Consider the following 26703-nt stretch of genomic DNA (forward strand, 5'->3'; position numbering starts at 1 on the left):
ACCGAAACAAATGTTTCGGTTTTTTTTATTTACTTATTTATCTATTTAACCTTAATTTACCTCCAAAGAAAAATAATCCCGCAATAATCAATGCCATTATACCAACCATAATTGTATGGTTAGACACTACACTTGGTCTTAGTATCAATGTTATTAAATACCCTCCTATAGCTCCTCCTAAATGCGCTGAGTGACCAACATTTCCTACTTGATTTTTCATTCCGTAAATTGAATACAACAAGTAACCAACTCCAAAAACATATCCTGGAATCGGAACAGGAATAGGCAACATAATTAACTCCATACTTGGGTACAACATTATTGAAGAGAAGATAACTCCTGAAACCGCTCCTGACGCTCCCACAGCACTATAATACAATTCTCTTTTGTGTTGATACAACGAATACATACTCCCAGCTATTAAACTGGCAAAGTATATTAACACAAAATTGATTGTTCCAAAACTAGAATCTACCACCTTACCAAACAGATATAAAGCATACATGTTAAAACCTAAATGCAACCAATCAACATGTAAAAAACCCGATGTCAACATTCTTATTTTCTCTCCTCCTAATATTTTTTGAACCTGAAATTTATATCGATCAAAAAATACTGAGTCGCTAAACCCTTTAATCGACATCAACACATTTGCTACAATTAATCCTATTATTATTTGACTCATAATTTATTTATATACCCACAAACATAAACAAAAGTTAATAAAGTAAATGATTGATAATTTAATGCGATATTTGCCCAAAATATAACTTAATGAAACTACTCATATTTATTATTGTCTACCCACTAATATGGATATTATCAATTCTACCCATGAGATTATTATATATAATTTCTGATTTTTTTCGTCTTGTTGTTTTTAATTTTATAGGATATCGTAAAAAGGTGGTTATTCAAAATTTAAAAATGGCTTTTCCTGACAAAAATGACAAGGAAATAAAAAGCATTGCAAAGAAATTCTACAAACATTTTATCGATTTAATTTTTGAAAGTATTAAATCTTTTACCATATCAAAAAAACAAATTGAGAAAAGATATGTGTATAAAAATATAGAGGTAATAAACAACCTTGCTGCTAAAGGTAGAAGTATTATTTTATCTGGTTCTCATCAAGCGAATTGGGAACTGTCTTTCGGACTTCCTCTTAAAGCTAATCTTAGCTGTTATGGAGCATACACTAGAATTCAAAACCCTTATTTTGAAAAAGTCATCAAATCATCAAGAACAAAATTTGGCTACGATGGTGTACCTACAGGGCTTTTCAATAAAAAGCTAGAAGAACGAGTAAAAAACAACATCCAAAGTTTATATATTTTACTAAGCGACCAATCTCCCCAAGTACATAAAACTAGGTATTGGGCTACTTTTTTAAATAATTGGGTTCCTGTACATACTGGAATGGAGGTTTTAGCAAAAAAATACAATTTTGCTATTGTAAATATGAACATCACCAAGGTAAAGAGAGGTTATTACGAAGCGAACTTTGAACTTATAACAGAAAACCCTAAAGAACACGATAATTTTGAAATTACCGATAAATACTTAAAAATTACTGAAGATCATATTCTCAAACAACCAGAATACTATTTGTGGACTCATAAACGTTTTAAGCATAAAGACAAATACGAACAATGGCTAGAAAACAGAAAAGCTTCTCAATAAACTGAGAAGCTTTTTTTATTCAATCCTAATTTTAAAAAGTAAATTTAAAACACAAAAAAACCTTCTCAAATTGAGAAGGTTTTGGGTGAAAGACCGGGTTCGAACCGGCGACCTCCGGAACCACAATCCGGCGCTCTAACCAGCTGAGCTACAATCACCATGTAACTTGCGGGTGCAAATATACAAGCTTTTCACATTGTGACAAAATTTTTTTTAAATTAATTTACTAAAATTTTCTACAGCCACATAACGTTCTGAGGTAAAGCCTTCTGCAAAATCAACACCAATCAATCTTCCTAAATCTCTTGCTCTATATTCTATACTATCTGTAAAATTTTTGCTTGTAATTGGGGTTTCTGGCTCATCACTTTTCGGATCATAAAACTGTGATGAGTATGCCATTACTGAAGCTACTTTCTTATCTATAAAACCAGTTACATCAATCACAAAATCAGGTTCTATATTTTTCCATTGGATGTAATGATACACTTGCTTTGGTCGCCATTTTTCTTGCTGCTCTCCATCCAATACTGTTTCTATCTTTAACAACCCACTTAAAAAACAGGCATCTGAAACCAACTGACTCCCTTTGGGATGATCAATATGACGATCATCAATAGCATTGCACAACACTATTTCTGGTTGATACTTGCGTATCATTTTGATGATTTTTAACTGATGTTCTTTATCATTTCTAAAAAAACCATCTGCAAATCCTAAGTTTTCTCGTACTGAAACTCCTAAAATGTCGGCTGCTATTGATGCTTCTTTATCTCGTAACTCTGCAGAACCTCGCGTTCCTAATTCACCTCGAGTTAAATCGACTATTCCTACTTTTTTTCCTAACGAAATTTCTTTGGCTATAGTGGCAGCACATCCCAATTCAACATCATCAGGATGTGCACCAAAAGCTAATATATCTAGTTTCATTTTATATATTTAATGAGATTTTTGATGAAAAATAATACTCATTGTCTAATTTATAAATTGAACAATCAAAAGTATCTTTTTTTACTTTATTTAAAACTTTGAATTCCTCAATTACATCATAAGAATTTTCAACATTATAATTAAATTCTTTTAAGTTTAGAACTCTAAAGTTACTAGTATCAATCTTGTTTTTAAAACTCTTAATAACTTCTTTATTAATTTTAAGAATATAATTCCTCCAAGTTACTTTACTCTTTTTACAAATAGTATTTTGTTGTTCCTTTATATTTCCCCAAACCAAATTATATATTGAATCTGACAAAACTAAAGGATCTTGACTTAAATATTGTTCATGCTTTTCATTTCTTTTTACAGTATCAATTTCTACTTCTTCTTCAAAATATTCTTCTTCATTAAAAATTATTTCTTGGTGAACTTCATAATAAATAACAGTATCTTGGCTTTTCTTTCCCAATAATGTTACATCTACTCCTGGAGACCATTTGTATCCATTCTTATACAAAACATCACACGTTACATTTTTATCTATAACAAAAGGTAGGTTAGATAGTTTTTTCTTTTTACAAGAATAAAAAACCAATATAAATATTAAAATTTTTAAAATATTCTTTATCATTTTTTTCTAGCTAATCTACTAAATCACAATTAAACTTGAACTGTTTTCCATTTTCCTTTTCTAAATAGCCAAATTCCTACAATCGCAATTAAAACTTCCGCTAATGTAATTGCTGTAAATACACCAACAGGACCAAAGTCAAAGGTTATTGCCATCAGATACGCAAACGGTAATTGGAACAACCAAAAACACACAAAATTGATATAAGTTGGTGTTTTGGTATCTCCTGAGCCATTAAACGATTGAATTACCACCATTCCATAAGCATAGGCAATATACCCTGCTGCAATAATCTGTAAACATAAGGCTCCATTTTCAACTACTTCGGTATTATCTGAGAACCAATCTAAGAATGTAGGAGCAAAAAATATGTAGATTACCGAAACAGCTCCCATAAAAAAGGCACAATATTTACTGGTTATCCAAACCGACTTCTCTGCTCTACTAGGTTGTTGTGCTCCTAAATTCTGGCCTACCAATGTAGCCGCTGCATTACTCATTCCCCATGCAGGCATCAAAGTAAACATCATAATACGTATTGCAATTGTATAACCAGCTAAAACTTCACTACCAAACTCAGAGATAATACGCATTAAAAATACCCAACTAGAAGTACCGATAATAAACTGTCCTATGCCACCTAACGATACTTTGATTAAGTTAACCATTACTGAAACTCTTATCATCAAGTCTTTTAGAACTAGTTTTATTTTTCCAGCTCCAAAAAACAGCACCGATAATTGCGCAACTACTGCAGTTCCTCTACCAATAGTTGTTGCAATCGCCGCTCCTTCTACTCCATAAGCTGGTATGGGACCTAAACCAAAAATGAATATTGGATCTAAAATAATATTCAATCCGTTTGACAAAATTAAGGTCCACATAGCTATAGAAGCATTTCCTGCTCCTCTAAAAATGGCATTAATTAAAAAGAGTAGCATCACAGTTATATTCCCTCCTAATAATACACGAGTATACCCATAGCCTTCTGCGATTAAACTAGGTTCCCCTCCCATCAATCTTAGTATTTCTTTCGGATATACAATTCCGACAATACTGATAAGAATTGAAATAAATATTCCTAAAAAGATAACTTGTACAGCTGTTTGGTTTGCTCCTTCACTATCTTTTTCTCCTGTTCTTCGAGCCACCAATGCAGTTGCTGCCATACTCAATCCTATAGCTACGGCATACACTAAAGTCAACACCGATTCGGTTAATCCAACTGTAGCTACCGCATTCACACTTACCCTAGAAACATAAATAATATCTACCAAAGCAAAGATAGATTCCATTAACATTTCTAAAATCATCGGAATTGATAGCATGAAAATTGCCTTTTTTATGCTTCCTGTGGTAAAATCTTGCTGTTTACCTAAAACAGCGTCTTTAAAAAGTGAAAATATAGTTTGTTTTGAAGTTTGATTGTTATCAGTCATTATAAGTTTTTTAAATACATAAATTACCTTAAGAAAAAACTTAAGGTGTAACTATTTGTTGCTCAAGCAACGGTGCTATGTGGGCGACTTAGACAATCATAATGATACAAATATGCGAAAATAATTTTAATTAAATTCAATATCTTCGTGCTATGATTAAGATTGTCATTATAGGAGGCGGTAATGTAGCCACACATTTAGCCAATGCTTTTAGTAAAACAAACGATGTATCTTTGGTACAGGTTTATGCTAGAAATATTGAGCAAATTGAGCATTTAAAAGCAATTACTTCTATAACAAATAGCACAGAGCTTTTAAAAGAAGCCGATGTATATATTATAGCGGTTTCTGATGATGCTATTGGAAGTGTTTCAAGCAAAATTAATCACCCAAACAGTTTAATAGTTCATACTTCGGGGAGTGTAGAAATGCAATCGATTCAAACCAAAGGTCGCAAAGGTGTTTTCTATCTTTTACAAAGTTTTTCAAAAGATAAAAAAGTGAATTTTGATGAAATTCCTTTTTGTTTAGAAGCCGAAAATGATAGTGATTTACAGCTATTAGAAACCTTAGCTAAATCCATCGGAAAAAAGATATATCATATCAATTCAGAACAACGAAAACGATTACACGTTGCCGCAGTTTTTGTAAACAACTTTACGAATCATATGTATAAGATTGGTGCTGATATTTGCAACGAATACCAAGTTCCGTTTGAAGTACTACAACCTTTAATACAAGAAACTGCAGAAAAAATAACAACACTGAGTCCTGAAGCTGCACAAACAGGTCCTGCTAAGAGGAATGATCAAAAAACCATTCAAAACCACTTAGCATTACTCAATACTGAACAACAAGAAATTTATAAACTCATTACAAAATCAATCCAACAGAATGGAAAAAAGCTATAAAGAATATTTACCTCAAATAGATACGTTTATTTTTGATGTAGATGGTGTACTAACTAACGGAATCGTAACTGTTTTTCCTGACGGACAATTGGTACGTCAAATGAATATTAAAGATGGCTATGCTTTAAAAACTGCTGTTAAAGCTGGTTTTAAAGTGTGCATTATCTCTGGAGGTAAAAACGAAGGAGTTCGTACTCGTTTAGAAAACTTAGGGGTTACCGATATCTATTTAGGAGCTCACGACAAAATTCAACAATTCAACGAATTAGTAAAAAAATACAACTTAAATCCTGAGAATGTAGTGTACATGGGGGACGATATACCTGATCTTCCTGTAATGAAACTTGTAGGTATGCCTGCTTGTCCTAATGATGCCGCTCGTGAAATACAACAAATTTCAAAGTATGTTTCTGATAAAACTGGTGGTAATGGCTGCGCACGCGACATTATAGAACAGGTTTTACGTGTGCAAGGAAAATGGGATAGCAACTTTGATGCACAATACGATTAATTGGAACAGTTCTTGTAAATAATAACACATAAAAACTTATAACTATGATTAAAAGAATACTTTTTACTTTAGTACTTACGACCATCAGCTTTTCAGTAAACGCTCAATCTATTTTTGGTAAATGGGAAAACCGTGATGAAGAAACCAATAAAGTAGATTCAGTAATTGAAGTATATGAAAAAGAAGGAAAAGCCTATGCTAAAATTGTAGAAATTACTGATAAAAATCGTCAAGAAGCTGTTTGCGATAAATGCAGTGGGAAACTTAAAAACAACCCTATTTTAGGTATGAATATCTTAACCGGCTTATCAAAGGATGGTGATGAATGGAGCGGTGGGAAAATTTTAGATCCTAAAAATGGTAAAGAATATAAGTGCTATATAAAATTAGATGGCAAAAATAAACTAAAGATTAGAGGTTATATTGGGTTTTCAGCATTTGGTAGAACAGCATACTGGCATCGAAAAACTAAATCTTAAGATACTATTTAAAGCATCATTTTTAATGGTGCTTTTTTTATAAAAAAATAAAAGACAAATATATCTTTTATAAAAGAAATTAATATCTTTGTAACATAAATTAAATATATGTTTTCCAAATCTTGTGAATACGGTTTAAGAGCAACCATTTTTGTTGCAGAACAATCTAGCTTAGGAAATAAAGTTGGGGTAAAAACCATTGCCGCTGCCATAAACTCTCCTGAGGCTTTCACAGGAAAAATATTACAAATTTTAACTAAAAACAATATCATTGATTCGATTAAAGGACCATATGGAGGGTTTGTAATAGCCAAAGCAAACCTAAAAATGATTCGATTAAGTGATGTCGTTCGTGTATTAGATGGTGATAGTATTTATACAGGTTGTGGCTTGGGTTTAAAACAATGTGACGATACCTCTCCCTGTCCTCTTCACTTTAAATTTGTAGAAATAAGAGATAACTTAAGAAAAATGTTAGAAGGAAACACGCTACATGATGTACTATATACTAATGACAAGAAAAATACTTTTTGGCTAAAACGGGAATAAAAAAATTTACAACAATAAAAGACAAAAAGGTCTTTTTATTATTTATAAAATATAAACTGAAACAAAATGGAAATAAATAACAACTCAGTAGTGGCAGATATAGTTGCGAATAACTATAAAACAGCTACAATTTTCAAGCTTTATGGTATAGACTTTTGTTGCAATGGTAACAGAACTATTCAGGAAGTTTCTACGAAAAAAAACATTGTCCCTGAGACTTTGATAAACAAACTTATCCGCATAGACAGAGGCTCTAAGTCAAATAACGATTACCAAAACTGGTCGTTAGATTTTTTATGCGATTATATCTACCAAAATCATCATACTTATGTAGAAAAACAAATTCCTGAGATTCTAGAATATCTTACTAAAATTGCCAAGGTTCATGGCAATAATCACCCTGAGCTACACGAAGTTTTACAACTTTTTAAAGAAAGTGCGGGTGAACTCACCACACATATGAAAAAAGAAGAACTCATCTTATTTCCTTTTATTAAAAAATTGGTTACAGCTAGTAACAGCAATACTACTCTTGCTCCTCCTCCATTTGGCACAATAGAAAATCCTATCAACATGATGCATGATGAGCACGATAATGAAGGAAACAGGTTTAGAACCATTGCAAAATTGACCAACAACTATACTCCTCCTGCAGATGCATGTAACACTTACAAAGTTGCTTTAGCTATGCTACAGGAGTTTGAAGAAGACTTACACAAACACATTCATTTAGAAAACAACATCTTATTTAAAAAAGCAATCAAATTAGAAAATCAATTAAATAATTAATAATGAGAAAAATTTGGACTGGATTTATTGCAGTAGTGGTGCTATCATTTATTGCATTGATATGGGTAGGTACAGAAATTTACCAAACCCAACCCCCTATACCTGAAACAGTAAAAATTAAGGGAAATAATGAAATTATTTATACAAAAAAAGACATTCAAGATGGACAAAATGTATGGGAGTCAATTGGAGGAATGGAAGTGGGTTCTATCTGGGGACACGGAAGTTATGTAGCTCCAGACTGGACAGCGGATTGGATTCATAAAGAAGCTGTTTATTTATTAAACTATTGGGCAAAAAAAGACTTTAATATTGATTACGAAACTCTAGATGAAGAAAATAAAGCCGCTTTAAAAGCTCGTTTGGTAAAAGATATTAGGACTAATACTTTTAATCCTAAGGATGAATCAATAACGATTTCAAAAGAACGAAAAGAAGCTATTGAAGCAAACTCTATCTACTATGCAAATATCTTTTCAAAAGGGCATGAAAAATATGCTATTCCTGAAGGAGCTTTAACTGATACTGAAAAACTAAGCAAACTGAACGCTTTCTTATTCTGGACATCTTGGGCTGCAAGTACACAAAGACCTAGTCAAGAATACACCTATACTTCAAACTGGCCTCATGAACCCTTAATTAACAATACAATTACCCCAGATTCACAAATTTGGTCAGGGTTCTCAATTATCTTATTGCTCCTATTCATTGGAATATTGACCTACTATTATATTCGAAATCATGAAAAAGGAGAAGCTGTTACCAATCCTGGAACAGATCCATTACTTGATTTGAAATTATTCAGGTCACAAAAAGCTGTATTGAAGTACTTTTTAGTCATTTCTCTGTTAATTGTACTACAGGTAGTTTTAGGAATTATTACGGTACACTACACAGTAGAAGGGCAAGCCTTTTTCGGGTTTAATTTATCAAAATTGCTTCCCTATTCGGTTTCTAGGACATGGCACACCCAACTTGCTGTTTTCTGGATTGCTGCCACTTGGCTAGCTACCGGTTTATTCTTAGCACCTATTATTAGTGGTAAAGAAATGAAGTATCAAGTCTTTGGCATTAACTTCTTATTCATTGCCTTATTAGTTATTGTCTTAGGATCAATGTTAGGAGAATGGTTAGGTGTACATCAGTTTTTAGACTTAACCACCAATTTCTTCTTTGGTCACCAAGGGTATGAATACATGGATTTAGGAAGATTCTGGCAAATTTTCTTGGGCATCGGTTTAATTTTATGGGTAGTTATGGTAGGTAGACACGTGTTATATGGCATCCGTAAAAAAGACGATTCTAAACATTTACTTTCTATCCTATTAATAGCCGTGGTTGCTATTGGCATGTTCTTTTTCTCTGGATTGATGTACGGTGAAAACAGCTCACTACCTGTTATTAATTATTGGAGATGGTGGCTCGTACACTTATGGGTAGAAGGATTCTTTGAGGTATTTGCTACGGTAATCATCGCCTACATCTTCTCACGAATGAAAATTATTTCAACCAAAACAGCAGGAAAAACAGCTATTGCTTCAGCAACTATTTTCTTAGCGGGAGGTATCATTGGTACCTTACACCACTTGTATTATTCAGGAACTCCTGTACAAGCCATTGCTTTAGGAGCTACCTTTAGCGCTCTAGAGGTGGTACCACTTACCTTAATGGGATTTGAAATTAGAGAAAATTGGAATTTATTGAAAAAGAATACCTGGATTCAACGTTACAAGTGGCCTATCTTCTTCTTTATCGCAGTAGCTTTTTGGAACATGGTAGGGGCTGGTGTTTTCGGATTCTTGATTAATCCACCGATTGCTCTATACTATATTCAAGGGTTAAATACAACCGCAGTACATGCGCACACTGCCTTGTTTGGAGTATACGGAATGTTAGGTATGGGCTTTATTTTAATTTGTTTACGCCTGTATTCAAACATTTCATGGAACGAAAAACTCGTGAAAAATGCGTTTTGGTTTTTAAATGGTGGATTGATACTAATGGTTGTTTTAAGCTTGCTACCAGTAGGTATCATTCAAGCATACACCTCAATTACTAAAGGCTATTCTTTTGCTAGAGACCCTGAATTACTATACAATCCAACGGTACAAACCTTAAAGTGGATGCGAATGGTTGGTGATATTGTTTTCTCTGTAGGTATTGTATTTTTCTGTTGGTTTGTGGTAAAAACTACCATCAAAGCAATAAAACAAAAATAATAACTCCTCTTTATTTTACTAAAAACCCTGTGCAGATAGTATCTGCACAGGGTTTTATTATATCAATAACTTAGAATTTATTTAAAACTCTTCTTGGACAAGCTCCATATTCACAACTGCTCCTGCTACATTTCCTGCATATACAGCATTACTCACTGACCTCATCATCGTTACATTATCACCACAAGCAAACACACCTTCTACCGATGTTTTTTGAGCGAAGTCTACTTTAATATACCCATCTTCCGTCAATTCACAACCCAATGAAACAGGAATCTGTGAGTGTTGTTGAAAAGGTAATGTTGCATAAACAGCTGAAAATGATATCTTTTCTCCATTTTCAAAAACTACATTCTCTAGCTTTCCATTAGTATGCTCAACTTCTAAAACCTTAGACTCTATAATATTTATATTGTTCTTTTCAATTTTAGCTAATTGTTCACTACTAAAAGTAGCCTTTCCATTAGTTAAGATACTTAAACCGTCTGTAAGATTGTTAACTAACGAAGCTAAATGAAAAGCACTATCTCCGTTAGATAGAATACCTGTCTTCTGTCCTTTAAACTCATATCCATGACAATATGGACAATGGATAACTGAAATACCCCAAGCAGCAGAAAAACCTTTTATTTCAGGCATTATATCTTTTATCCCGGTTGCAAAAATTATTTTTTTGGAGGTAAACTTCTTTCCCGATTGGGTAGTTATAAAAAATTTATTTTCTACTCTTTTTCCTGTTACTGCAAAATCTTCCAGAAATTGTACTGTACCGTACTTTAAAACTTGCTCTTTCGCTTTTCTGGATATTTCATCAGGTTTGGATCCATCATGCGTAATAAAATTATGAGAATTTGGTGTTTGCTTATTGCAAGGCGAACCTCCATCGATTATCAAAACATTTCTCAACGAACGGCCTAATGCCATGGCTGCTGAAAGTCCAGCATAACTACCTCCTATAATTATTACGTCGAAATTTTTCTTGGCTATCATCATATAATTCAATTGTTTAAAACAGCGCAATTACATTTTAAAATTATTACAAGCTGCTTATTTTATTTTTCCTTTTAAAAATGTTTTTATTTAAACGCGACATTGTCGCAAAACAACAAAGCAAACATATTTCATAATTTTCAATTACGCAACAAAGTCGCAATAAACAATGAAAATATTTTATGTCTTTACCTTACTTTTTTTACGGTTTTATCAAACAACTTAACAAATTCAATACTTTAAATTTGAGAAATTATAAATTCAAATTATGTTAAAGAACATTTCAAATTTAGGCTTTGCTCTGGACAAAAAAGAGCAAAAAAACATTAAAGGTGGTACTTATCGTGAAGACGACGATTCAAAATGCGGTAGAGATATGTCAGCAGAAGAGCACAATCATTGCTGTTTAGTTGATCCATTTAACATTTATTGTTAAAAATCTTTTTAAGCGAACTTTTGTTCGCTTTTTTTTTACTTACACTTTATTTAATACCTTCTTACAAGTTAACTATTACATTACGGAAATCCACATGTATTTCTTCATACTTCACCTTTTTATTCATCGTATTAACAGATAATTTTGTGGTATCTAAAATGTAAATTATGGAAGAGATTGTTTTTAAAGCCTTGTTATCAGATAACAAGTTCAACAGAATAGAAAACTTTATTCAAGAGGTAATTAACACAAATAAAAATAACGGAGCTACCTATGAAGAAGTAAGGGAGTCTCTTATAAAACTAATTTTATATCGATTAATCAAAATAGATACTAAAGCCTCTAACGATTGTATTTTACGAGAAACTAATTTTTATCAAGCTCGTGAATTAGGGAGTGTGAACTCTTGGTTAGAAAATAAACGTGCTTATAGATCTTATTAATACAATTACACAATAGTCCCCCACTTCTAAAAGGGTTTAATGCTTTCTTCTCTGATTGCCAATAAACCCTTTTTAGATTTCAGAAAGCGAACTTCGGTTCGCTTTTATTTATAGTACAATATCATTTTAGGTTAACATAACCTATTAAAACAAAACAGGCTATCTTAATAAAACTAAGGAAAATCCTTACTTATTTTATGGTTTTTTAAAAACTTAAAATACACTTAGGTTCTATTTTTAAAAAACTAAAAAACAACTTATTATGTTAAAAAATATTTCAACTTTAGGTATAATCTTACACAAAAAAGATCAAAAACATATTCATGGCGGTTCATTTGCTATTTGCACGGAATGCTTTAATTATTGCAGATCTCAAAATTTTCAAACCAAAGAAGAGTTTAATGCTTGCTTTTTAGATTGCAAACTAGAACTTTGTTAAATTTTAAAAGCGGACTTCTGTTCGCTTTTTATTTATAACATAGCAAAAAGAAATATTTAAAAAAAAACATAAAGCCTTACTATTTCTAGTAAGGTTTTATCTGATTGCGATAGAATTCAAATCTGTGACAGCATTACTAATATTTATACTATCTGTATAATCTCTAAAATTTAAATAAGGAGGAGAGCTTATTACTAAATCTATCTCTTCCTCTAATTCTTTTATTTCTTTTATCCTAAATATACTTTTAAAGCATCTGATCTAAACTTTAATCTCCTAATAGCCTTTTCTTTTATTTGCCTTACTCTTTCCCTAGTTAGATCAATCTCTTCTCCTATTTCTGTTAAACTCATGGGATCATTCTCCTCCAACCCATAAAACAGTCTTATAACAGTAGCTTCTCTAGGTGATAAAGTATCTAAAGCTCTATGTATTTCTATTTGTAAAGATTCTAGTAATAATCCTTTATCAGGATTTGGCAATTCTCCTGCACTATAAACATCATATAAATTAGAATTCTCACCTTCAATTAAAGGAGCATCCATTGAAACATGCCTTCCAGATATACTTATAGAGTCTTTAACATCTGTAATAGTCATTTCTAGTTCTGTAGCAATTTCTTCCACTGATGGTTTTCTTTCTACTCCTTGTTCTAAACGGGCTACAGCTTTATTAATCTTATTAATGTTACCAATCTTATTTAAAGGAAGTCTTACTATTCTAGATTGCTCTGCTAGAGCTTGTAGTATTGATTGGCGAATCCACCATACTGCATAAGAGATAAATTTAAACCCTCTTGTTTCATCAAAACGTTGAGCTGCTTTTACCAATCCTATATTGCCTTCATTTATAAGGTCTGGAAGATTTAACCCGTGATTTTGATATTGTTTTGCTACTGAAACAACAAACCTTAGATTTGCACTAACTAGTAACTCTAATGCTCTTGTATCACCAGATTTAATTTTTTGAGCTAATTCTACTTCTTCTTCAGCAGTTATCAACCCTATCTTACCAATATCTTGCAAGTACTTATCTAAAGACTTTGCTTCTCTATTTGTTACCTGTTGTATTATTTTTAACTGCCTCATATTTAACGTTTTTAAAATCTTATATATGAAGCTGTTTTTATTAACTTAGTATATAAAAGAAGTTTATTGAGTTATTTCTTAAGAAATAATTCTTCTGTTTTAGATTAAAAATATTAGTATTAGATTTTTTTATAAAAAACCCACTCAAAAGTTGAGTGGGAAATTGCTATGAAAAAGAAACTCCAAACGTCTTTTGAGATTCTTTAAATATTGTTATAAGATTTTATCTTATTACTTCAACATTAACAGCGTTCATTCCCTTTTTTCCTCTTTCTGTGTCATACTTGACCTTATTTCCTTCATTAATATTATCTATTAATCCTGAATTATGAACAAAGATATCTTGTCCTGTTTCTGATGAAGTTATAAATCCGAATCCTTTCGAATCATTGAAAAATTTTACTGTACCTTCTTGCATTTTTGTGTTATTTAATAATTATAATAATTTGTTAAAGAAGAACCATTAGTAACTTCTTTAAATATGAAACACCAACATGCTTATTTCTAAACACTTAAAAAAGATAAAGTAATTATGGAATAAAAATAAAGAGGAAAACTCAGAAAATTATTTCATTGTAGTACCCTAAAATCATCAAGGTTGTTCAACTCGAACATTGTAAAGGTAAACCTTTAATTCTGATATACTATTAATTAAGTCGGTTTTATTTAATTATCCCAACTACAAGTTACAATAAACTATCACCTAAAAAACAAAAAAGCCTTACTATTTCTAGTAAGGCTTTATGTGATCGCGACAGGATTCGAACCTGTGACCGTCTGCTTAGAAGGCAGATGCTCTATCCAGCTGAGCTACGCGACCTTTGTTTGTCGGGGTGGCAGGATTCGAACCTGCGACCTCCTGCTCCCAAAGCAGGCGCGATGACCGGGCTACGCTACACCCCGATTGGGTCATCTACAATTTTTTGCGGAGAGACCGGGATTCGAACCCGGGCATCCCGAAGGATGACAGCTTAGCAGGCTGCTGCATTACCACTCTGCCACCTCTCCTTAATTCTTGTCGAAACGTGAATTAAAAATTGCGAGTGCAAATGTATAACTATATATACGTTTCTACAAACTTTTTTTCGAAAAAAATTCACTATTCTGGATACTCAATACGTAAGTGATAGATATTCATTAACTTATTCTTTATAATTTTTTTTATTTTTTCTATTTCTCTAAATGTAATATCTGAATTTATGAACTGATTATCGTTTTTTTGCTTGTCAATGATCTTATCTATTAGCTGATCTATAGATTGTGCTGTTGGATTTTTCAAGCTCTTAGAAGCCGCCTCTGCAGCATCACACATCATTAAAATAGCAGTTTCTTTAGAAAAAGGAATAGGTCCTTGGTATTGAAACCTCTTAATATCAACATCAGGATTATTCTCTAACTCCATTTTGTAAAAATAATACGTAACACTTGTTCCATGATGCGTTCGAATAAAATCGATAATCCTATCTGGCAACTTATTCTTTTTAGCTATTTCTATTCCGTTTATAACATGATCTAAAATAATACGAGCACTATCTACAGGCAACAAATCGTTATGCGGATTCACTCCTGTCGATTGATTTTCGGTAAAGTACATCGGGTTCACCATTTTTCCTATATCATGATACAAGGCTCCTGTACGCACTAACATAGAGTTTGCCCCTATTTCATTCGCTGCAGCTTCTGCTAAATTTGCCACTTGCATAGAATGCTGAAAAGTCCCTGGAGCTTTTTCATTTAAATCTCTCAACAACTTAGAGTTTGTATTCGACAACTCTAACAATGTGACATCAGAAACCAATCCGAATAGTTTTTCGTAAAAATAAATAAAGAATACGGCTAAAAATGATAACAATCCATTTGCAGCAAACAATCCGAAATACATCCAATTTATTTTATCAGCATTTCCTTCTTTTAAAATAGAAAATGCAAAATAAGTAAGCATATAAATCAACGTGATTTGCCCTATCGACATAAACAAGCTCGCGCGTTTATAGAGTTCTGAAACTGTTAGGATTGTTACAATTCCCGCAATAATATGCAGATAAATAAACTCAAAACTATTAGGCACTATAAACCCTAATAATAACACTGTAAGTACATGCGTAAATAAACCTAATCGTGCATCAAAAAAAGCTTTTAAAACAATTGGTAAAATACTTAGCGGAACAACATACAAATAATCTGAATTGTATTTTACTACCATGGTTTGCACCAAAATCATCATAAAAACATTAAAGAAAATAAACGTTACTTTATTATTATCATTGAATATCTCTAGTCTGTATTTTTCTAAAAAGAGTAATAACATCAACAAGGCAAATGCCACTAAAATGGTATAACCAAATACTATCCAACTATAGTTTGATTTTGTCCAGATTTGAGAACTCGATGCTACTTCGTACGATTTTAAAACATTATACTTTCTGCCTTCAACAATATCTCCCTTTAAAATGATTAATTCTCCTTTTGACACCTTTCCTTTAGCATATGAGATACTTTTTAAACGTTCATTTAATTCTTTGTCACTATACTTATAATCGTACGTTACGTTTGGTTTTAAATTACTTGATAGGTAGTTTACTAATATTCTTCTTTTGTTATATTGAAGCTCTTCTGTATTGGTTCGTAAAAATTTTAAAATATCTTTCGACTGTATCAATTTAGAAAATGGAACATCATCTATCGAATTTCCTTTTCTTAAAACCACCACATCTCCCCTATTCGCTTTATTATTACTAGCATCATCCAAAAAACCATACGTATATATTTTATCAATTATACTTTCTCCTTCTTTAATTAAATCTCTTATGGTATAAGTTGATAACGAGTCTAAAGAATTTATATCTCTTGAAAAAGAACTCAGTACTTCATTTTTTATATCGGTATCAACCACAAAGTATTTTTTAGAACTTTGTTCAAGTTCCTTCCTCTCTGCTTCAATCTCTTCTGAAGTCTTTTGAATAGCAAAATCAAAAGGAGCATATAAATTATCATACTGCCAAGGTTTTCCTAACGGAAAATCATATTTAAACTGTCCTCCTTTCGGAAATAAATACACAATAGCTATCACTGTTATTAAAAACAATAGCACTTTGTAAATTATCGTATTGTTTTTGTATAACCTATTGATTAAATCGTTCATTTTTGATGTTTATAAAATGTAAATATAACCTTTCTCTATTATTTGAGTACTTATTATAAAATGGTTATTTTCGCAAAACAAATCTTAACACAACATATTCGATACAATAAACCTGCTTAGTAAAGGTTTATGGGTAGAGAATAAAATTAACAATATAAGCACATGAAAGAAGTAGTAATAGTATCAGTAGCTAGAACTCCTATTGGTAGTTTTTTAGGAACTTTATCAACTACACCTGCACCAAAATTAGGTGCTGTAGCTATTAAAGGAGCCTTAGATAAAATTAACTTAAAACCAGAAATGGTTGAAGAAGTTTTTATGGGAAATGTAGTTTCGGCAGGTTTGGGTCAAGCACCAGCTCGTCAAGCTGCTATTTATGCAGGAATTCCTAACACTGTACCTTGTACTACTGTAAACAAAGTTTGCTCTTCAGGAATGAAAGCTATCATGTTAGCTGCGCAAACCATTGCTTTAGGTGATGCTGAAATTGTTGTAGCTGGTGGTATGGAAAACATGAGTATGATTCCTCATTACCAACACGCTAGAACAGGTAGTAAATTCGGTCCTATCAAAATGGAAGACGGAATGCAGAAAGACGGATTAGTAGACGCTTACGAGCAAGTAGCTATGGGGGTATGTGCTGACGAATGTGCTGTAGAATATGAATTTTCTAGAGAAGATCAAGATGCTTTTGCTGTTGAATCATATAACCGTTCAGCTAAAGCTTGGAGTGAAGGTAAATATGCTGATGAAGTAGTTCCTGTAGAAATACCTCAACGTCGTGGAGAGCCTATCATTTTTTCTGAAGATGAAGAATACAAGAACGTAAAAATGGATAAAATACCTGCTTTACGTCCTGCATTTACAAAAGAAGGAACAGTAACTGCTGCCAACGCTTCAACTATTAATGATGGTGGAGCTGCTTTGGTGTTAATGTCTGCTGAAAAAGCTGCTGAATTAGGTTTAACTCCTTTAGCTAAAATTAGAGGGTATGCTGATGCTGCTCACGAACCAAAATGGTTTACAACTGCCCCTGCTAAAGCTTTACCAAAAGCCTTAGCAAAAGCTGGTGTTGCTATTGAAGATGTTGATTATTTTGAATTAAATGAAGCATTTTCGGTAGTAGGATTAGCTAATATGAAAATCTTAGGATTATCAGCTGATAAAGTAAATGTAAATGGTGGAGCTGTATCTTTAGGACATCCATTAGGAGTTTCAGGAGCTAGAATTATTATCGCTTTAACTTCAATTTTAAAACAAAACAACGCTAAAATTGGTGCTGCTGCTATATGTAACGGTGGTGGTGGTGCTAGTGCAATGGTAATTGAAAGAATTTAATTTAAAGCCCTGTTTTTTAAATGTCCTTTGGAATTTGTAATTTAAGTATTGTTCCTCTCCGATTAGAACCTTCTGATGCTTCAGAAATGGTAAATCAGATTCTTTTTGGTGAACACTTTGAAGTTATAGAAAAATCAAAAAAATGGAGTAAAATTCGTTTAGATTTTGATGACTATGAAGGATATATCGACAACAAACAATACGAAGAAATTTCAGAAGAAATACATACGCTTTTATCAAAAGAAAAAAAGCATTATGCTGGTGAATTGATTGATTTTATTACTGACAATAACAGTAATCTAACAACAATTCCTTTGGGAGCTCGTCTCCCTTTGTTTAAAAACAATACAATCAGCATTAATGATACTTCTTTTTCTTATGAAGGTAAAGTATGCAACAGTAAATTAACCAAGTCTTCTATAGTAGAAACGGCTTTTTTATTTTTAAATGTACCATACCTATGGGGAGGTAAATCTCCTTTTGGAATCGACTGTTCAGGTTTTACACAAACAGTATATAAACTATGCGGATATCATCTTTTACGTGACGCGAAACAACAAGCTACTCAAGGTGAAGTTTTAAGTTTTATAGAAGAGAGTGAACCAGGAGACCTAGCTTTTTTTGATAATGAGGAAGGTGTCATCACTCATGTTGGAATTATAATGAACGATTACAACATTATCCACGCACATGGAAAAGTTCGTATAGATAAATTAGATCACAGCGGTATCTATAATGTAGACACCCACCAACATACACATAAGCTAAGAGTTATTAAAAGATTAATAGAATAAAAATCCTTTAAAACATAACACAAAAAAAACCGAAACTAATTAGTTTCGGTTTTTTTATTGATTAATCAATAAAATTATTTCATTGATTTGTATAATTCTCTGTATTCAGATGCTTTATCACTCATCTCTAAAACTTCATATAAGTTCATTAAAGTTTTTACAGTATCAACAGATCTTTTCAAACCATCCGCTTTTTCTAAAAATGGTAACGCTTGTTTGTATACTTCTTTTTGTTTAGCAGCTAACTCATCATACTTTTTAAAGTTATTTAAGTTTTTGTTCATTTCCTCAACAATTGCCTTCTCTTGATCTAAAACTACTACAGCTAGGTTCATATAAGCATCAGCATAATCTGGTTTTAATTCAACCGCCTTTTCGTAATACTTCTTAGCATCTTCCATTCTACCTTGGTTAAAGTTAACAACTCCTAGGTTGTAGAATAATGTAGGATTACTTGGATCTAAAGCAATAGCTTCATTCATTAATTCACCAAACTTATCCATTTTCCCTAACTTCACATACATATCTGCTTCATTAAGTAATAAGTTTAAATCTTTTGGATTTGCCTTTCTTGCTTCAGCTAAAGCTTCAATAGCCTCATCTGTTTTTCCTTGTTCTTTTAATATTAAAGCTACATTTTTAACTATGGTAGCTGTTTTTGATTCTGATGCTTTCGTTTCAGGTTTTACATAACTCCCTGACTTTACCATTAAATCTCTTTGTTGTTTTGATCCCAAATCTTCAACCTTACCCGTAGCTTTGTTCGTTGCTAAATATTGAGTTTCTATACCAGTATATCCGATTCTCTGTAACTCTTTGTAGTACTCAACTGCTTTATCGTAATCTTGAGCTTGTGTAGCTGAAACAGCAGCATTATAAGCAAAAGACGTATCTCTTGGACTTAACACATACGTTAAATAAAAACTTTCAGCCGCTCCTTTATAATCTTTTTTATTATTATATAAATCAACCGCCTTATTTGATACTTCTTGAATCATTTGATTTAAGATAGGCTGAGCTTCTCCTGCATACTTACCTTCTTTCATTGCTAATAACGCGTTGAAAGATTCAGCTGCTCCTTTATAATCTTTTTTTGCTGCTAAAGCTTTACCTTTTAAAAAATAAAACTTAGACTTATACTTATCTTCACCATTCATCATTAAAGACCCCTCAATAGATTTAAGGGTATTTAATGCCGTAGTAAAATCTTGTTTTTTTATTGCTTTTTCAGCATCTTTTAGTTCTGATTTCTGAGCCACTGCCCCTAACGACATTAATCCTAAAGAAAGGGCTAAAATTTGATTTTTCATTTTTAGTTATGATTTATTTATTGTTGTTCTTGACTTTCGTTTGTTTCATTTTCAATTTCCATGCCATTTTCTTCTTCATCTTTTTCATGCATAACTTTTGCCACTGCAGCAATATCGTCGCTATCTTTAATATTGATTAACTTAACTCCTTGAGTTGCTCGTCCCATAACACGTAAATCCTCTACAGCCATACGAATAGTTAACCCAGATTTATTAATAATCATCAAGTCATTTGAGTCATCAACATTCTTAATTGCGACTAAATTACCTGTTTTTTCTGAAATATTCAATGTTTTCACTCCTTTACCTCCACGGTTGGTGATTCGATAATCATCTAATTTAGAACGTTTTCCATATCCTTTTTCAGAAACCACTAAGATATCACTTTCCAAGTCATTAACCGCAACCATACCAATTACCTCATCTTTATCATGTGCTAAAGTAATACCACGAACACCAGAAGCCGTTCTACCCATTGGACGTGTTTTCTCTTCTTCAAAACGAATCGCTTTCCCTGATTGTAACGCTAACATTACTTGGCTATCTCCTGTCGTTAATTTAGCTTCTAACAACTCATCTCCTTCTTTAATAGTAATTGCATTGATACCATTAGCTCTTGGACGAGAATATTGCTCTAAAGGTGTTTTCTTAACTTGACCTTGTTTTGTAGCCATAATAACGTAGTGATTGTTGATATAATCTTCATCTTTTAAATCACCTGTAACTAAGAAAGCTTTAACCTTATCGTCTTGTTCAATATTAATTAAATTCTGAATAGCTCTACCTTTAGTATTCTTTCCTCCTTCAGGAACTTCATACACACGCATCCAGAATACTTTTCCTTTTTGTGTAAAGAATAACATGTACTGGTGGTTTGTACCTACAAATAAGTGCTCTAAGAAATCTTCATTACGAGTTGTAGCTCCTTTTTGTCCACGTCCTCCTCTATTCTGAACTTTATACTCATCTAAATTAGTACGTTTCACATAACCCGCATGTGAAATAGTAACTACCACTTTAGAATCCGGAATCATATCTTCAATACGCATATCTCCTCCTGCATATTCAATTACTGAACGACGCTCGTCTCCGTACTTTTCTTTCACATGATTCAACTCTTCTTTGATAATCTCGTAACGTCTTGGCTCGTTTGCTAAAATATCTTTTAAATCAGCAATAGTCTTGATAATTTCATCATACTCAGCACGTAACTTATCTTGTTCTAGTCCTGTTAACTGACGCAAACGCATTTCAACAATAGCACGTGCTTGAATTTCTGTCAATTCAAAACGTTCCATTAATTTCTCACGAGCTTCATCTGCATTTGAAGAACCTCTAATAATTGCAATTACTTCATCAATATTATCAGATGCAATAATCAATCCTTCTAAAATATGTGCACGAGCCTCCGCTTTCTTTAATTCAAACTCTGTTCTACGAACAATTACTTCGTGTCTGTGCTCTACAAAATAGTGAATTAACTGCTTTAAGTTTAATTGCTCTGGACGCCCTTTAACTAACGCAATATTATTTACACTAAACGATGTTTGTAACTGCGTATATTTAAACAACTTGTTCAATACAATATTAGGAATTGCATCACGCTTTAACACGTACACAACACGCATCCCTTTACGGTCAGACTCATCACGAATACTCGCAATACCTTCTAATTTTTTATCGTTTACCAAGTCAGCAGTTTTCTTAATCATTTCTGCTTTGTTAACTTGGTAAGGAATCTCAGTTACAACGATGCACTCACGACCTTTCACTTCTTCAATCGTTGCCTTAGCTCGCATTACAATACGACCACGTCCTGTATGAAAAGCTTCTCTTACACCATCATATCCATAAATGATACCTCCTGTTGGAAAATCTGGAGCTTTGATGTGTTGCATTAACTCATCAATTTCAATATCTCTGTTGTCAATATAAGCAATCGTACCATTTATAACTTCTGTTAAGTTATGCGGTGCCATGTTGGTTGCCATACCTACTGCAATACCTGAAGCTCCGTTCACTAATAAATTAGGAATACGAGTTGGTAAAACGGTTGGTTCTTGTAAAGTATCGTCGAAGTTTAACTTATGATCAACAGTTTCTTTCTCTATATCAGATAACATTTCTTCTGATATTTTTTGCATACGCACCTCGGTATAACGCATTGCCGCAGGACTATCACCATCAACTGAACCAAAGTTCCCTTGTCCATCAACCATCATGTAACGTACACTCCAGTCTTGTGCCATACGCACCATAGAATCGTATACCGAAGTATCTCCGTGAGGGTGGTACTTACCTAACACCTCTCCTACAACTCTTGCAGATTTTTTATATGCTCCAGTAGCTTTAATTCCTAACTCATGCATACCAAATAACACTCTTCTATGCACTGGTTTTAAACCATCTCTTACATCTGGTAATGCTCTGGATACTATCACCGACATTGAATAATCGATGTATGCTGACTTCATTTGCTCTTCAATGTTGATAGGGATCAACTTTTCGCCATCTGCCATATATTTTCTTTTAAAATATTAGTATTTATTTTCGTCAAAAAAGTGAATTTTACACTCGATAAAACTCACTTTTTAAAATGCCTTTTACATTGTCGCATTTTCTAAAACATTGCAAGATACTACAACCCTCAGTTTTACACAAAAAATATCCCCATTCTTTTAAGATACTTATTAACAATTTTACATAATTTTAAACATTAAAACCACTCTGTTTTACGGGTCAGATTGTCAGTTAAAAACTATTGGCACCTTTTTTGTAATTTTTAAGAAAAAAACTTACTAAATTTACAAAGACAGAAAATAAATTTATGGACGATAATTTTTCACCACAGGTTAGAGATGTAATTACTTTCAGTAAAGAAGAGGCCTTACGATTAGGACACGACTTTATTGGAACAGAGCATCTATTGTTAGGTTTGATAAAGAAAGGAGACGGAAAAGCCATCGAAATATTAACTACTTTTGATGTAGACTTAGATTTAGTTCGTAATAAATTAGAAAAATTAAATCCTACAACTCCATCTATAGCAAACTCACAACGAAAGAGTTTACACCTTACTAGACAAGCAGAAAAAGCTATAAAAACGACGTTTTTAGAAGCTAAGTTATATCAGAGCAATGCTATTGACACTGCTCATTTATTGTTATGTATTTTACGTAACGAAAACGACCCTACAACGAAGTTACTTCAAAAGTATGATGTAGATTATGAGCAAGCAAAAAGCTTATACAAAGAGCTACATGTTGATGATGACACCTATATTTCTCCAGTAGATGAAACTCCTTCTGAAGATGATTTTGCTGACGAAAAAAATCCTTATGGACAACAGCCACAAAAAGGAAAACAAGTAAAAAAATCTAAAACTCCAGTTTTAGATAATTTTGGTCGCGATTTAACAGCTTTGGCTATTGCTGGAAAATTAGATCCTGTTGTAGGTCGCATCAAGGAAATTGAACGTGTCTCTCAAATCTTAAGTCGTCGTAAAAAGAACAACCCTATGCTAATAGGTGAACCGGGTGTTGGTAAATCAGCTATTGCAGAAGGATTGGCTTTACGTATTGTTAATAGAAAAGTTTCTAGAATTTTATTCGACAAACGTATCGTTTCTTTAGACTTAGCAAGCTTAGTAGCTGGAACAAAATATCGTGGTCAGTTCGAAGAACGTATGAAAGCGTTAATGAACGAGCTTGAAAAAAATGATGATATTATCTTATTCATTGATGAAATTCACACCATTGTTGGTGCAGGTGGAGCTACTGGTTCTTTAGACGCTTCAAATATGCTAAAACCAGCTTTAGCAAGAGGAGAAATTCAATGTATTGGAGCTACAACCTTAGATGAATACAGAACCAATATTGAAAAAGACGGTGCGTTAGAGCGTCGTTTTCAAAAGGTAATTGTAGACCCTACTACTGTTGAAGAAACCATACAGATTTTACACAATATCAAAGGAAAATATGAAACACATCACAATGTAATTTTTACAGATGAAGCTATTGAAGCCTGTGTAAAATTAACCAACCGATACATGACGGACCGTTTCTTACCAGACAAAGCTATTGACGCTTTAGATGAAGCGGGCTCGCGTATTCATATAACCAATATTGTAGTACCACAACAAATTTTAGAGCTTGAAGAAAAGCTTGAAGAAATTCGCGAACGCAAAACCAAAGCGGTTAGCGGTCAAAAATATGAGGAAGCTGCAAAGCTGAGAGATGATGAAAAGAATATTGAAACAGCTTTAGAATCTGCCCAACATCAATGGGAGGAAGACTCTAAACTACATCGTGAAACTGTTACTGAAGATAATGTAGCTGAAGTAGTTTCAATGATGACTGGTATTCCTGTAAATCGTGTTGCTGAAGCCGAAAGCAGTCGTTTAGCAGAATTACCTCAATTAATTAAAGGCAAAGTAATTGGCCAAGAAGAAGCCGTTACCAAAGTAGTTAAAGCAATTCAAAGAAACCGTGTAGGATTAAAAGATCCTAACAAACCGATTGGATCATTCATCTTCTTAGGTTCTACAGGGGTTGGTAAAACACAGTTAGCAAAAGTTTTAGCACGTGAGTTGTTTGATTCTGACGATTCTTTAATTAGAATTGACATGAGTGAGTACATGGAAAAATTTGCTATTTCTCGTTTAATTGGAGCGCCTCCAGGATACGTTGGTTACGAAGAAGGCGGTCAGTTAACAGAAAAAGTACGTCGTAAGCCTTACTCTGTTATTTTGTTAGATGAGATTGAAAAAGCGCATCCAGATGTATTTAACATGCTGCTTCAAGTATTAGATGACGGACATATTACTGATAGTTTAGGTCGAAAAATTGATTTCAGAAACACCGTAATCATTATGACTTCAAACATTGGAGTTCGTAAATTAAAAGACTTTGGTAGTGGTGTTGGTTTTGGTACCTCTTCTAAAAAAGAGCAAGAAGACGCCAATGCAAAAAGCATTATTGAAAATGCGTTAAAGAAATCATTTGCTCCTGAATTCTTAAATCGTATCGACGATGTTATTGTTTTCAATTCATTAGATCGTGAAGACATTCACAAAATTATCGATATCGAGTTAGACAAATTATTAAACCGTATTGAAGATTTAGGATATAAATTAACCTTAAGCGAAAAAGCTAAAGATTACATTGCTGACAAAGGCTTTGATAAACAATATGGAGCAAGACCTTTAAAAAGAGCTATTCAAAAATACATTGAAGATGCTTTAGCAGAAGAAATTGTGAGCTCTAAATTGAATGAAGGTGATACCATTTTTATGGATTTAGATGAGAAAGACCAAAAACTACTCATCAAAATAGAAAAAGGTGAAAAACCTAAAGAGTCTAGAACAGAAATAGACGAAGACAAATAAAATAAAAATCCCAAGTACATAACGCTTGGGATTTTTTTTACCCTTGATTTTCCCCTGCTCATAAAACAGTTTCATTTATCCCTAATAATTGAACTTATATATTACTAAAAAGATTAATTATTAACTATAACAACTAAACTATGAACTCAACTAATGAAAATCAAATTACTCCTTCAAGAATTATGGAAGTGGGAATGGGATTTTGGGCTTCCAAAACCTTATTAACTGCTGTTAAAATGGGGTTGTTCACACATTTAGCCAACGGAAAACTATCAGGAAAAGAAATTCAAGAAAAACTCAAACTTCACGACAGATCTCTTTTCGACTTTCTTGACACACTGGTTGCTTTGGGCTTTTTAAATCGTACTGGATTAAAAGAGAATGCTACCTATAGTAATTCTGAAGACTCCAACGTATTTTTAGATAAGAACAAGCCAAGTTATATGGGAGGTATATTGGAAATGTCTAATAACAGATTGTACCCTTTTTGGAACAACTTAGAAGAAGCTTTAACAACAGGAAAACCGCAAAATGAGGCAAAAAATGGAGGTAAACCACTATTTGAAGTTCTTTATACAGATGAAAATAGACTCAGAGAATTTATACACGGAATGTCTGGTGTTCAGGCTGGAAATTTTATGAAATTAGCTCGCGATTTTGATTTTTCTAAATACAATACCCTATGTGATGTTGGTGGTTCTGGAGCAGATTTATCCATACATATCGCAAAGAATAACCCACACATAAAATGTATTTCTTTTGACCTTCCCGAAGTAGAACCCATAGCCAAAGAAAATGTTAAACACCATGGTTTAAACGACCGAATAGAAATTCGTTCAGGTGATTTCTTTACCGACGAACTACCCAAAGCAGATGTCATTACTATGGGAAACATTTTACACGATTGGGGTACAAAAGATAAATTGATGCTTATAAAAAAAGCCTACAACGCCCTACCTAAAGAAGGAGCACTCATTATTATTGAAAACATTATTGATGATGACAGAAACAAAAATGCTTTTGGTTTAATGATGTCACTAAATATGCTTATTGAAACAGATGAAGGTTACGATTTTACACTCTCAGATTTTAACGAATGGGCAAAAGAGGTTGGTTTTAGTAATACTAGAATGATGCATTTAACGGGTCCTGCAAGTGCCATCATTGCTATTAAATAATTTTAAAACTAA

Annotated in this window: 23 protein-coding genes and 4 tRNA genes; 13 read left to right on the plus strand and 14 right to left on the minus strand. The window is 32.8% G+C overall.

The window, feature by feature from the left end:
* Nucleotides 1-37: 37 nt before the first annotated feature.
* Nucleotides 38-685, minus strand: a complete 648-nt coding sequence (locus tag ACQY6M_RS01335; RefSeq protein WP_428742895.1) for a rhomboid family intramembrane serine protease — start codon at nucleotides 683-685, stop codon at nucleotides 38-40.
* A gap of 89 nt (nucleotides 686-774) precedes the next feature.
* On the opposite strand from ACQY6M_RS01335, the gene ACQY6M_RS01340 reads away from it, so the two are divergent.
* Complete coding sequence (locus ACQY6M_RS01340; protein WP_428742896.1) at nucleotides 775-1683, plus strand: lysophospholipid acyltransferase family protein; 909 nt, start codon at nucleotides 775-777, stop codon at nucleotides 1681-1683.
* A gap of 83 nt (nucleotides 1684-1766) precedes the next feature.
* Here the strand turns inward: ACQY6M_RS01340 and ACQY6M_RS01345 are convergent.
* From ACQY6M_RS01345 to ACQY6M_RS01360, 4 genes are all read right to left on the minus strand, one after another.
* Nucleotides 1767-1842, minus strand: a tRNA-His gene (locus tag ACQY6M_RS01345).
* A 54-nt stretch (nucleotides 1843-1896) separates the two neighbouring features.
* On the minus strand, nucleotides 1897-2613 hold the full coding sequence (gene bshB1, locus ACQY6M_RS01350) for a bacillithiol biosynthesis deacetylase BshB1 (protein WP_428742897.1): 717 nt from the start codon (nucleotides 2611-2613) through the stop codon (nucleotides 1897-1899).
* A gap of 1 nt (nucleotide 2614) precedes the next feature.
* Entirely contained in the window at nucleotides 2615-3250 is a 636-nt protein-coding gene (locus ACQY6M_RS01355; RefSeq protein ID WP_428742898.1) for a hypothetical protein, read from the minus strand.
* A 29-nt stretch (nucleotides 3251-3279) separates the two neighbouring features.
* Nucleotides 3280-4689 carry an MATE family efflux transporter gene (locus tag ACQY6M_RS01360; RefSeq protein ID WP_428742899.1) on the minus strand — a complete coding sequence of 470 codons (1410 nt, stop codon included), beginning with the start codon at nucleotides 4687-4689 and terminating at the stop codon, nucleotides 3280-3282.
* 152 nt (nucleotides 4690-4841) lie between these two features.
* Between ACQY6M_RS01360 and ACQY6M_RS01365 the strand changes: the two genes are divergently transcribed.
* The 6 genes from ACQY6M_RS01365 (at nucleotide 4842) to ACQY6M_RS01390 (ending at nucleotide 10147) form a co-directional block, all read left to right on the plus strand.
* Nucleotides 4842-5600: a Rossmann-like and DUF2520 domain-containing protein gene (locus ACQY6M_RS01365; protein WP_428742900.1), complete on the plus strand. Its 759-nt coding sequence runs from the start codon at nucleotides 4842-4844 to the stop codon at nucleotides 5598-5600.
* The gene (locus ACQY6M_RS01370) at nucleotides 5584-6111 is read left to right on the plus strand and encodes a KdsC family phosphatase (protein ID WP_428742901.1); all 528 of its coding nucleotides are present in this window, start codon (nucleotides 5584-5586) and stop codon (nucleotides 6109-6111) included. Before ACQY6M_RS01365 ends, ACQY6M_RS01370 begins: the two co-directional genes overlap by 17 nt.
* A 44-nt stretch (nucleotides 6112-6155) precedes the next feature.
* Entirely contained in the window at nucleotides 6156-6590 is a 435-nt protein-coding gene (locus ACQY6M_RS01375) for a DUF2147 domain-containing protein (protein WP_428742902.1), read from the plus strand.
* Between the two features lie 108 nt (nucleotides 6591-6698).
* On the plus strand, nucleotides 6699-7139 hold the full coding sequence (locus ACQY6M_RS01380; RefSeq protein ID WP_428742903.1) for an RrF2 family transcriptional regulator: 441 nt from the start codon (nucleotides 6699-6701) through the stop codon (nucleotides 7137-7139).
* Nucleotides 7140-7205: 66 nt separating this feature from the next.
* Nucleotides 7206-7928, plus strand: coding sequence for an iron-sulfur cluster repair di-iron protein (gene ric, locus ACQY6M_RS01385; RefSeq protein WP_428742904.1), 723 nt, complete (start codon nucleotides 7206-7208; stop codon nucleotides 7926-7928).
* Between the two features lie 2 nt (nucleotides 7929-7930).
* On the plus strand, nucleotides 7931-10147 hold the full coding sequence (locus tag ACQY6M_RS01390) for a nitric-oxide reductase large subunit (protein WP_428742905.1): 2217 nt from the start codon (nucleotides 7931-7933) through the stop codon (nucleotides 10145-10147).
* An 81-nt stretch (nucleotides 10148-10228) separates the two neighbouring features.
* Here ACQY6M_RS01390 and ACQY6M_RS01395 read toward each other — a convergent pair whose 3' ends face one another.
* On the minus strand, nucleotides 10229-11137 hold the full coding sequence (locus ACQY6M_RS01395) for an NAD(P)/FAD-dependent oxidoreductase (RefSeq protein ID WP_428743001.1): 909 nt from the start codon (nucleotides 11135-11137) through the stop codon (nucleotides 10229-10231).
* 268 nt (nucleotides 11138-11405) lie between these two features.
* Here ACQY6M_RS01395 and ACQY6M_RS01400 point away from each other — a divergent pair, with 268 nt between their 5' ends.
* Both ACQY6M_RS01400 and ACQY6M_RS01405 read left to right on the plus strand, forming a co-directional pair.
* Nucleotides 11406-11573 (plus strand): hypothetical protein, encoded by a 168-nt coding sequence (locus ACQY6M_RS01400; RefSeq protein WP_428742906.1) that lies wholly within the window; start codon nucleotides 11406-11408, stop codon nucleotides 11571-11573.
* 167 nt (nucleotides 11574-11740) lie between these two features.
* Nucleotides 11741-12016 carry a hypothetical protein gene (locus ACQY6M_RS01405; RefSeq protein ID WP_428742907.1) on the plus strand — a complete coding sequence of 92 codons (276 nt, stop codon included), beginning with the start codon at nucleotides 11741-11743 and terminating at the stop codon, nucleotides 12014-12016.
* Nucleotides 12017-12685: 669 nt separating this feature from the next.
* On the opposite strand, the gene ACQY6M_RS01410 is transcribed toward ACQY6M_RS01405, so the two are convergent.
* The 6 genes from ACQY6M_RS01410 to ACQY6M_RS01435 all read right to left on the minus strand — a co-directional run bounded on the left by ACQY6M_RS01410 (nucleotide 12686) and on the right by ACQY6M_RS01435 (nucleotide 16685).
* A complete protein-coding gene (locus ACQY6M_RS01410) occupies nucleotides 12686-13543 on the minus strand; it encodes a sigma-70 family RNA polymerase sigma factor (RefSeq protein WP_428742908.1) in 858 nt (285 codons plus the stop codon).
* A 223-nt stretch (nucleotides 13544-13766) separates the two neighbouring features.
* Nucleotides 13767-13961 (minus strand): cold-shock protein, encoded by a 195-nt coding sequence (locus tag ACQY6M_RS01415; RefSeq protein WP_428742909.1) that lies wholly within the window; start codon nucleotides 13959-13961, stop codon nucleotides 13767-13769.
* Nucleotides 13962-14289: 328 nt separating this feature from the next.
* Nucleotides 14290-14363, minus strand: a tRNA-Arg gene (locus ACQY6M_RS01420).
* 8 nt (nucleotides 14364-14371) lie between these two features.
* Nucleotides 14372-14446 (minus strand) — tRNA-Pro (locus ACQY6M_RS01425).
* Nucleotides 14447-14469: 23 nt separating this feature from the next.
* Nucleotides 14470-14551 (minus strand) — tRNA-Ser (locus tag ACQY6M_RS01430).
* A 91-nt stretch (nucleotides 14552-14642) separates the two neighbouring features.
* The gene (locus ACQY6M_RS01435) at nucleotides 14643-16685 is read right to left on the minus strand and encodes an HD family phosphohydrolase (RefSeq protein ID WP_428742910.1); all 2043 of its coding nucleotides are present in this window, start codon (nucleotides 16683-16685) and stop codon (nucleotides 14643-14645) included.
* 162 nt (nucleotides 16686-16847) lie between these two features.
* On the opposite strand from ACQY6M_RS01435, the gene ACQY6M_RS01440 reads away from it, so the two are divergent.
* Together ACQY6M_RS01440 and ACQY6M_RS01445 are read left to right on the plus strand one after the other, a co-directional pair.
* Nucleotides 16848-18023, plus strand: coding sequence for an acetyl-CoA C-acyltransferase (locus ACQY6M_RS01440; RefSeq protein ID WP_428742911.1), 1176 nt, complete (start codon nucleotides 16848-16850; stop codon nucleotides 18021-18023).
* Between the two features lie 20 nt (nucleotides 18024-18043).
* Nucleotides 18044-18817 (plus strand): NlpC/P60 family protein, encoded by a 774-nt coding sequence (locus ACQY6M_RS01445; RefSeq protein ID WP_428742912.1) that lies wholly within the window; start codon nucleotides 18044-18046, stop codon nucleotides 18815-18817.
* Between the two features lie 74 nt (nucleotides 18818-18891).
* On the opposite strand, the gene ACQY6M_RS01450 is transcribed toward ACQY6M_RS01445, so the two are convergent.
* Together ACQY6M_RS01450 and gyrA are read right to left on the minus strand one after the other, a co-directional pair.
* Nucleotides 18892-20127: a tetratricopeptide repeat protein gene (locus tag ACQY6M_RS01450; protein WP_428742913.1), complete on the minus strand. Its 1236-nt coding sequence runs from the start codon at nucleotides 20125-20127 to the stop codon at nucleotides 18892-18894.
* Between the two features lie 17 nt (nucleotides 20128-20144).
* Nucleotides 20145-22646: a DNA gyrase subunit A gene (gyrA, locus tag ACQY6M_RS01455; RefSeq protein WP_428742914.1), complete on the minus strand. Its 2502-nt coding sequence runs from the start codon at nucleotides 22644-22646 to the stop codon at nucleotides 20145-20147.
* Nucleotides 22647-22954: 308 nt separating this feature from the next.
* Here gyrA and ACQY6M_RS01460 point away from each other — a divergent pair, with 308 nt between their 5' ends.
* Together ACQY6M_RS01460 and ACQY6M_RS01465 are read left to right on the plus strand one after the other, a co-directional pair.
* Nucleotides 22955-25513, plus strand: coding sequence for an ATP-dependent Clp protease ATP-binding subunit (locus tag ACQY6M_RS01460; protein WP_428742915.1), 2559 nt, complete (start codon nucleotides 22955-22957; stop codon nucleotides 25511-25513).
* A gap of 140 nt (nucleotides 25514-25653) precedes the next feature.
* Nucleotides 25654-26691 (plus strand): methyltransferase, encoded by a 1038-nt coding sequence (locus tag ACQY6M_RS01465; protein ID WP_428742916.1) that lies wholly within the window; start codon nucleotides 25654-25656, stop codon nucleotides 26689-26691.
* Nucleotides 26692-26703: the final 12 nt, after the last annotated feature.

Source organism: Tenacibaculum sp. (genome assembly GCF_050290165.1).
In the GTDB taxonomy this organism is placed as follows: Bacteria; Bacteroidota; Bacteroidia; order Flavobacteriales; family Flavobacteriaceae; genus Polaribacter.

Bases quoted from the DNA above. Each gene is read 5' to 3' on its own strand.
- ACQY6M_RS01335 (WP_428742895.1), bottom strand. From the start codon at position 685: ATGAGTCAAATAATAATAGGATTAATTGTAGCAAATGTGTTGATGTCG.
- ACQY6M_RS01340 (WP_428742896.1), top strand. From the start codon at position 775: ATGAAACTACTCATATTTATTATTGTCTACCCACTAATATGGATATTA.
- bshB1 (WP_428742897.1), bottom strand. From the start codon at position 2,613: ATGAAACTAGATATATTAGCTTTTGGTGCACATCCTGATGATGTTGAA.
- ACQY6M_RS01355 (WP_428742898.1), bottom strand. From the start codon at position 3,250: ATGATAAAGAATATTTTAAAAATTTTAATATTTATATTGGTTTTTTAT.
- ACQY6M_RS01360 (WP_428742899.1), bottom strand. From the start codon at position 4,689: ATGACTGATAACAATCAAACTTCAAAACAAACTATATTTTCACTTTTT.
- ACQY6M_RS01365 (WP_428742900.1), top strand. From the start codon at position 4,842: ATGATTAAGATTGTCATTATAGGAGGCGGTAATGTAGCCACACATTTA.
- ACQY6M_RS01370 (WP_428742901.1), top strand. From the start codon at position 5,584: ATGGAAAAAAGCTATAAAGAATATTTACCTCAAATAGATACGTTTATT.
- ACQY6M_RS01375 (WP_428742902.1), top strand. From the start codon at position 6,156: ATGATTAAAAGAATACTTTTTACTTTAGTACTTACGACCATCAGCTTT.
- ACQY6M_RS01380 (WP_428742903.1), top strand. From the start codon at position 6,699: ATGTTTTCCAAATCTTGTGAATACGGTTTAAGAGCAACCATTTTTGTT.
- ric (WP_428742904.1), top strand. From the start codon at position 7,206: ATGGAAATAAATAACAACTCAGTAGTGGCAGATATAGTTGCGAATAAC.
- ACQY6M_RS01390 (WP_428742905.1), top strand. From the start codon at position 7,931: ATGAGAAAAATTTGGACTGGATTTATTGCAGTAGTGGTGCTATCATTT.
- ACQY6M_RS01395 (WP_428743001.1), bottom strand. From the start codon at position 11,137: ATGATAGCCAAGAAAAATTTCGACGTAATAATTATAGGAGGTAGTTAT.
- ACQY6M_RS01400 (WP_428742906.1), top strand. From the start codon at position 11,406: ATGTTAAAGAACATTTCAAATTTAGGCTTTGCTCTGGACAAAAAAGAG.
- ACQY6M_RS01405 (WP_428742907.1), top strand. From the start codon at position 11,741: ATGGAAGAGATTGTTTTTAAAGCCTTGTTATCAGATAACAAGTTCAAC.
- ACQY6M_RS01410 (WP_428742908.1), bottom strand. From the start codon at position 13,543: ATGAGGCAGTTAAAAATAATACAACAGGTAACAAATAGAGAAGCAAAG.
- ACQY6M_RS01415 (WP_428742909.1), bottom strand. From the start codon at position 13,961: ATGCAAGAAGGTACAGTAAAATTTTTCAATGATTCGAAAGGATTCGGA.
- ACQY6M_RS01435 (WP_428742910.1), bottom strand. From the start codon at position 16,685: ATGAACGATTTAATCAATAGGTTATACAAAAACAATACGATAATTTAC.
- ACQY6M_RS01440 (WP_428742911.1), top strand. From the start codon at position 16,848: ATGAAAGAAGTAGTAATAGTATCAGTAGCTAGAACTCCTATTGGTAGT.
- ACQY6M_RS01445 (WP_428742912.1), top strand. From the start codon at position 18,044: ATGTCCTTTGGAATTTGTAATTTAAGTATTGTTCCTCTCCGATTAGAA.
- ACQY6M_RS01450 (WP_428742913.1), bottom strand. From the start codon at position 20,127: ATGAAAAATCAAATTTTAGCCCTTTCTTTAGGATTAATGTCGTTAGGG.
- gyrA (WP_428742914.1), bottom strand. From the start codon at position 22,646: ATGGCAGATGGCGAAAAGTTGATCCCTATCAACATTGAAGAGCAAATG.
- ACQY6M_RS01460 (WP_428742915.1), top strand. From the start codon at position 22,955: ATGGACGATAATTTTTCACCACAGGTTAGAGATGTAATTACTTTCAGT.
- ACQY6M_RS01465 (WP_428742916.1), top strand. From the start codon at position 25,654: ATGAACTCAACTAATGAAAATCAAATTACTCCTTCAAGAATTATGGAA.